Source organism: Vibrio sp. 1078-1, from assembly GCF_033340475.1.
Window position 1 is genome coordinate 1 of the sequence record NZ_JAWOWM010000210.1, and the last position, 814, is coordinate 814.

General features: G+C 50.4%; 1 protein-coding gene and 1 pseudogene. Both read right to left on the reverse strand.

Translation table 11 applies throughout. From position 1 onward, the window contains the following. Positions 1 to 739, reverse strand: a 739-nt coding sequence (locus R7190_RS26655; RefSeq protein ID WP_318137770.1) for a type II secretion system protein N, incomplete at its 3' end; no start/stop codon positions are given. A 1-nt stretch (position 740) separates the two neighbouring features. Then, a pseudogene (locus tag R7190_RS26660) lies at positions 741 to 814 on the reverse strand (type II secretion system protein M); the annotation flags it as partial.

The following is an 814-nucleotide window of genomic DNA, read 5'->3' on the forward strand; positions in this document are numbered from 1 at the left end:
ACTCGTATTGGCCTTGTGCGTTTGGCTGTCCAAGCCATTTCAACTGCTCCCCCATGCTTGATGGGAAATCTGCGCCAGGTTTAAACCACGCTTTCGTTGAATAGCGTTGATTCGGCATCAGTTCCGCTGAAAACGCCGAGGAAACTTGCGTACTGGTTTGCTCACCTGATGCAGTTAGCACGCTATCTTGGCATTTCAAATCAGCAATAACAGGGCCGAGCTCTAAGCTTCCCACTGGACTTTGAATGCCACTGGCACTCCAAACCAATGTGCCTTCACCAGTTTTACACCACGGAGCTGCGTAAGTCGCATGACGAATGTTCAACTCCAGCTGGCCATCAACACCAACAGGCACCGGCAGGCGCGCTTGTTCGACGGCTTTCGATGCCGGGATCGACGCAACCAAATTTTCCGCGTAAGGGCCATCGCTGAGACTGTATCCAACTAAACCTCGACCGCGAATGTTCATATCGCTGCCGCGCCCAAAACGTACCGAAAATTCGGCTTTGCCGGTAAACAAGCTAGACCATTGGAAATCCCAATTCACTTGCCCTAGGTTTTGACGCTGCCAACGCACGCTAGAAGCCTGACCTTGCCAAACGGAACCGTGAGCACCTTGTATGTCTAGCCCTTTCACAGTGGGGGCTTGCTGGAGAACCCAAGAAACAGGTAACCCCATGATCAAGCTAACAGAAAAACAAACGATAAAGATTACAACGTAAAGTACTGCTCGCTTCACCTTAACCTCGCTTAAATTGCAGACGGTTCACATCAATCATGCCCGCTTGGTCTGTACGATCGATGTCTAAAAACT